This window comes from Tychonema sp. LEGE 07196 (assembly GCF_963890365.1).
Lineage (GTDB): Bacteria > Cyanobacteriota > Cyanobacteriia > Cyanobacteriales > Microcoleaceae > Microcoleus.
Map to the genome: position 1 here is coordinate 67,059 of NZ_CAWPRX010000116.1, position 6,627 is coordinate 73,685.

Annotated in this window: 4 protein-coding genes; all 4 read left to right on the top strand. The window is 43.7% G+C overall.

Annotated features, from left to right (window positions below; genetic code table 11):
- Positions 1 to 11: 11 nt before the first annotated feature.
- On the top strand, positions 12 to 2,558 hold the full coding sequence (locus AACV78_RS14290) for an ATP-binding protein (RefSeq protein WP_194008584.1): 2,547 nt from the start codon (positions 12 to 14) through the stop codon (positions 2,556 to 2,558).
- A gap of 96 nt (positions 2,559 to 2,654) precedes the next feature.
- Positions 2,655 to 4,118, top strand: a complete 1,464-nt coding sequence (locus AACV78_RS14295) for a CIA30 family protein (protein ID WP_194008585.1) — start codon at positions 2,655 to 2,657, stop codon at positions 4,116 to 4,118.
- Between the two features lie 186 nt (positions 4,119 to 4,304).
- A complete protein-coding gene (locus tag AACV78_RS14300; RefSeq protein WP_194008586.1) occupies positions 4,305 to 5,183 on the top strand; it encodes a carbohydrate ABC transporter permease in 879 nt (292 codons plus the stop codon).
- A gap of 480 nt (positions 5,184 to 5,663) precedes the next feature.
- Positions 5,664 to 6,627 (top strand): serine/threonine protein kinase (locus AACV78_RS14305; protein ID WP_194008587.1); only part of this gene is annotated, 964 nt, incomplete at its 3' end.

A 6,627-nucleotide genomic window follows, 5' to 3' on the forward strand; every position in this document is an offset into this window, starting at 1 on the left:
AAATAGAGAAAATGAATCGACAAATCACAATCCCAGCACTCGAAGAAGTTGACTTGACAAACTGCGACAAAGAGCCGATTCACCTATCGGGACACATTCAGCCGCACGGCGTGCTAATTGTTGTGCGAGAACCTGAACTAGAAATACTGCAAGTTAGCGAAAATACGCAAGAGTTGTTGGGATTCGATGCCAAAAGTGCGATCGGTCAAAATTTGAGCTTATTATTCGATGGCGCTCAGCTCGAAAAATTCAACGCCTGTTTGGAAAAGGAAAACTTAAAAACTGTCAATCCCATTAAAGTTTCCGTGGAAAAAGCAGGCAAATCCTTAGATTTTGACTGCATACTCCACCGAATAGAAGGAGTTTTGATGGTCGAATTAGAATTGGCCACTACCACAGAAAGTCTTTCGGTTTTTAGCTTTTATCATTCAGTGAGATCCACTGTCAGCCAAATTCAAAACGCCACAGATCTCCAAAATTTATGTCAGCAAACTGTAAAAGAAATCAGAAAATATTCCAAATTTGATAGAGTAATGGTCTATCAATTTGATTCCGAAGGGAACGGCGCTGTAATCGCCGAAGACAAAGCAGAAAACCTGACTCCTTTCTTAGGATTAAACTACCCCAATACAGATATTCCCAAACAAGCCAGAAAACTGTATTCGTTAAATTGGTTGAGGTTGATTCCCGATATTAATTATCAACCTGTCCCCATCATCTCCGGCAACAATTCTATTCCCAACGAACCTGCAGACCTCAGTTTTTGCGTATTGAGAAGCGTTTCTCCCATTCACATAGAATACCTGCAAAATATGGGTGTGGCAGCTTCGATGTCAATTTCATTAATCAAAGATCAAAAACTGTGGGGATTGATTGCTTGCCACAACTATACACCAAAATATCTCAACTATGAAGTGCGCGCAGCCTGCGAATTTATCGGACAAGTAATGTCCTTAGAACTGCAATCAAAAGAAGGAAACGAAGACTACGACTACAAACTTTATTTAAAATCCATTCAAAGCAAGATTTTTGAAGATATATCAACCGCCGAAAACTTGTCAGAAGTGTTCGGTAAATGCCAGCACAATTTGCTGGAAGCAGTCAACGCCCAGGGAGCAGCAATAATATTTGGAGACAATTGCTATCGAATCGGACAAACACCTCAAGGAGAATATCTTAAATACTTAACTAAGTGGGTGCAAAAAAACCTCAAAAAAGAAATATTTTATACAGACTCGTTGACTAAATTCTATCCAGAAGCTGAGGCTTTTAAAGATACAGTCAGCGGGTGTTTAGCCGTAGCAATATCGCCAATTCAAAAAATATACGTTTTGTGGTTTCGCCCAGAAGTAATTCAGACAGTCAATTGGGCGGGAAACCCCAACAAACCAGTTGAAATAGATGAAAATGGCAGCCCCAGACTGTCTCCTCGCAAATCCTTCGAGCTGTGGAAAGAAAATGTGAGTTGCCAATCCTTGCCTTGGAAACAATGTGAAATAGACGCAGCATTGGAATTAAAAAAAGCAATGATTAATATAGTGCTGCGCCAAGCCGAAAAACTCAACAAATTAAATACAGCATTAGAAGCATCAGTCGCCAGAGAACGCGAAAAAACCGCTCATTTAAAAATAGCGATGTCTGAGCTTCAGCGCGCTCAAACTCAATTGGTGCAAAGCGAAAGAATGTCGAGTTTGGGACAGTTGGTGGCGGCGGTAGCCTATGAAGTGACTAACCCGATTAACTTCATCTACGGAAATCTTACCTATGCCAACGAATACAGCGAAAAAATCATCAATTTATTGCATCTTTACGAACAGCACTATCCCTCGCCTTCGCCAGAAATTCAAGCAGAAATAGAAGCAGCAGAAGTAGAGTTTATAGTTGAAGACTTACCGAAGTTGCTGGGTTCAATGAAAGTAGGAGCTAACCGCATCCGCGAGATAGTTCAGTCGCTGCGAAATTTCTCTAGAATTGACGAAGCAGAGATTAAACCAGTTGACATTCACGATGGATTGGACAGCGCTTTGTTGATTTTGAGCAACCGACTGAAGCCGAAGCCCGTGAAGCAAAGCTATCCCGCAGGGAATCGCCCTGCAATTCATCTCATCAAAGAATACGGCTCTCTGCCTTTGGTTGAGTGTTACGCAGTTGAGATTAACCAAGTGTTTATGAATGTGCTGACAAATGCAATTGATGCTCTAGAAGATGCCTTTGTTAACAAGCACTTATCGTCGCAGCGCGGCGGCAAAGAAGAGCCAGCCAAGAGCGGACAAATTCGGATCGTGACAGAAGTTTGTCCGGGAGAAAAAGCCGTAGCAGTTCGGATAAAGGACAACGGTTGGGGCATGGAAGAAACAGTCCGCAAAAAAATATTTGATCCGTTTTTTACCACAAAACTGGTGGGCAAAGGTGCGGGGATAGGTTTGGCCATTTCCCACGAAATTGTGGTGGAACAACACGGCGGCAAATTGAGCTGCATTTCTGCCCCCGGAGAGGGAACCGAGTTGATTATTGAGATTCCGCTGAGGCAAATTCATCCGAAACCGATTGTCAAATGAAAAAAAGTGCGATCGCCCCCCAAATCCACAAATCGAAAATTCGACTAAAATACAAAAGCAGCTAAGTAGATTTGAGCCAAATTTGAGGAAGCGACTGTGACAGAAAAAAATACCGCCCAATGGGATGCCGGCAGATTTGTCAAAACCTTGGCTTATTTCGGCGTTATTCCCTTCATTGGCAGCATTAGCTGGCTGCAACAACTGTTCGGAAGCAGCAGCAACCAGAAAAAAGACGAACCCAAACTCGTACTCGTAGCCGGTGCGACTGGCGGGGTGGGAAAGCGAGTTGTCAAGCGATTGCAACAGCGGGGATATAAAGTCCGCTGTCTCGTCAGAGATAGCAAAAGAGCAACAGAAATTCTCGGCAAAAATGTTGAATTAGTCGAAGGAGATATCACTCTCGCCGAGACGCTAACGCCCTTAGTAACCGAGGGCGTAGATGCAGTTATCTGCTGCACCGGCACCAAAGTTCAACCGGTAGAAGGAGACACCCCAACCAGGGAAAAATACTATCAAGGCATCAAGTTTTATATGCCGGAAGTGGTGGATGTTCCCGAAATAGTTGAATACCAAGGCATCAATAATTTAGTGCAAGCTGTTCGCAGCCAGCTCGTTAAAGCAGGCGAAAAAATAATTTTTGACTTCACAAAACCTACCCAAGATTTAAAAGAAACTTGGGGCGCTCTCGACGATGTTGTGATGGGCGGCACTAGCGAAAGTTCGATCGTCCTTACAGACAGTACAGCCCTATTCACGGGCAATGTTTCCACGGCAAACTCCGGCGGCTTTGCTTCCGTCCGCACCCGAAACTTCGATTCTCCCCTCAATCTCGCAGGATTTAGCGGCCTCCAACTGCGGGTAAAAGGGGATGGTAAGCGCTACAAGTTGATCGTGCGTAGCGAGGCTAAATGGGACGGCATTGGCTATAGCTATTCGTTTGATACTGTTTACAATACTTGGATTACTGTCACCGTTCCCTTCGATAAGTTAATTCCAGTATTCCGGGCGAAAACTGTGAAAGATGGCTCGAAATTAGATGCTAGTAGTATTTATTCTTTTCAGTTAATGCTGAGCAAGTTTGAATACGACGGCGGGCTGAATCCAAAATTTACACCGGGCGTTTTTCAACTGGAATTAGAGTCTATTAAAGCTGATGGCGGGCAGACTTTGCCGCGATTTGTGATGGTGAGTTCGGCTGGAGTTACTCGCCCTGGCCGCCCCGGACTTAATTTAGAAGAGGAACCGCCGGCTGTCAGGATGAATGATATGTTGGGGGGAATTTTGACTTGGAAGTTGAAAGGTGAGGATTGCGTGCGATCGAGCGGCATACCTTATACTGTTGTCAGACCTTGTGCTTTGACTGAAGAAGCGGGCGGCAAAGCTTTGATATTCGAGCAAGGAGACAATATTCGGGGTAAAGTTAGCCGGGAAGATATTGCAGAATTGTGCGTGCAAGCTTTGGAGGAACCGCAGGCTTGTAAGGTGACATTTGAGGTGAAAGAGGGGGAAAATTCTCGTTCTCCGGGAGATTGGGAGGGTTTGTTTTCTGGGCTGAAATAACAATCATGCAATAATATTAAACGAACCGCGAAGACGCAAAGAACACGAAGGAAGAGGAAGAAGAAGAAGATGCAGTTCTTCCTTCGCGCTTTTCGCGTCTTCGCGGTTTAATCATTCCGATGAAACTAGATTTGGTATGATGAGTAAAATAATAACTAATAACTAATAACCAATAACAACTAATTTATGCATTTGACTTTTTGGCGACGAAATCTGACACCTTATTTGTTCTTGTTTCCGGCTTTGTTTATTTTGACTTTAACGGTTTTGTGGCCGGCGGTGCAAGCTTTTTATTTGAGTTTTACTAATTACGAATACGATTTAACTCAAATGCCGCAGTGGGTGGGTTTGAAGAATTTCGATCGGTTGTGGCGCGATCGCACTTTTTGGCAAACTTTGACCAATACGCTGCTGTATCTGATCTGTGTAGTGCCTGTATTGGTTGTTCTACCGCTGGGAATGGCCATTTTGTGCAATCAAAAGCTGCGGGGGATGAACTGGTTCCGCGCGGCATACTACACGCCGGCGGTGATTTCGATGGTTGTCGCCGGGATTGCTTGGAAGTGGCTGTTTGCTGAAACTGGATTGCTGAATCAGTTCGGGGAAATGTTGGGTTTGCCTCCGGTTTCTTGGCTGGCAAACCCGAAGGTGGTACTCTTTAGCGTGATGGCAGTTACTATCTGGAAAGGCTTGGGTTATTACATGGTGATTTATTTGGCGGGGCTGCAATCTATTCCGGCAGAACTTTACGAAGCTGCTGCGATTGATGGTTCGGAAGGTTTGCGGAAACACTGGGATATTACTGTGCCGCTGATGAAGCCTTATTTAGTTTTGGTGGCGGTGATTTCGGCGATTTCTGCTACTAAGGTTTTTGAAGAAGTTTATATTATGACTCAGGGCGGCCCTCGCAATAGTTCTAAGACTGTTGTTTATTATCTTTACGAACGGGCTTTTAAGGATTTGGAAATTGGTTATGCTTGTACCATCGCCCTAGTGTTGTTTTTGCTGATTTTGGGTTTGTCGGTTTTGCAAGTTAGCCTTCAGGGTTTGACTCGCAATGATTGAGGAGTCATACCAATTCCGGTTGCACTCATACATGATGTTAACTGTTAACTGTTAACTGTTAACTGTTAACAGTTAACAGTGAATTTACTATTCCGATGAAGAGAGGATTTGATATCATTGGTCATTGGTCATTGGTCATTGGTCATTAGGAAGAAGATGAGACGGCGGTTTTAAGCGCCGTTATTCAACCCGCGTCGGCGCGTGAGTATTTGTGTTGACGCGGTTTCAACCGCCGAATCTCATTTAAGTAAAATTTAGCACATTACTTGTTCCCAATTATACGCAAGTCCCAAGCCTGTTTAAAGATTAAGTTAAATAACTAATGACAAAGCTCTCAGCCTTGTACTAAGCTTGAGTATATCTCGGAAGTTTTGCGATCGCCCGCGCCGACGATCCCTCTCACACAACTAATTAACTTTCTTCAATAGCACAACTCGTGCAAATTGGCTGCAAACCCTTTAACTTCAAATTTATTAAACTATGATTTTACTAACAGGCTATCAAATCACCGAAAAAATTTACTCGGGTGTCAATACTGTGATTTATCGGGGAATCTGGCAAGAACAGGATTTGCCAGTAATCATCAAAACCCTGAAAAGCGAGTATCCAACTCTGGAAGAGATTACCCGCTTGAGGCACGAATATCAAATCCGAAACAATCTTAAAAACATCGAAGAAATTGTCAATTGCTACCGCACAGAAACCAATCACAATGGTGTGGCGCTGATATTAGAAGACTTGGGCGGATTGGCTTTATCTGATTTTTTGATCTCAACCAAACTCAACTTAAAACATTTCCTAGAAATAGCCGTGGCGCTGGCAAAAAGTTTGGGTAAAATTCATCAAAATCAAATAATACATAAAGATATTAAACCGCAAAATATCATAATCAATCCAGAAACCAATCGGGTCAAAATTACTGACTTCAGCATCTCCTCGCGCTTGGTTCGAGAAAACGCAACTCCCAGCTATCCGAATTTGCTAGAAGGTACGTTAGCTTATATTTCGCCGGAACAAACTGGTAGAATGAATCGCGCTATTGATTACCGCAGCGATTTTTATTCGTTGGGTGTTACTTTTTACGAGATGCTGACTGGTGAATTGCCGTTTAGGGCGATCGACCCTTTAGAATTAGTTCACTGTCACATCGCTAGAATCGCACCCACCCCCCGCAGTTTGAATCCGGAAATTCCCGAAGCAATTTCTGCCATCGTGATGAAATTGTTGGCGAAGATGGCGGAAGATAGGTATCAAAGCGCTGACGGGCTGAGATTTGACCTCGAAACTTGTCTGGCGCAACTGCAAGCTACTGGCAATATATCTGATTTTACTGCCGGAAATGCCGATCGCGCCGGTCAACTCCTCATCCCCCAAAAACTCTACGGTAGAGAAGCTGAAGTCGCCGCTTTGTTGGCAGCATTTAACCGAATTAGCGGTGTAGAAC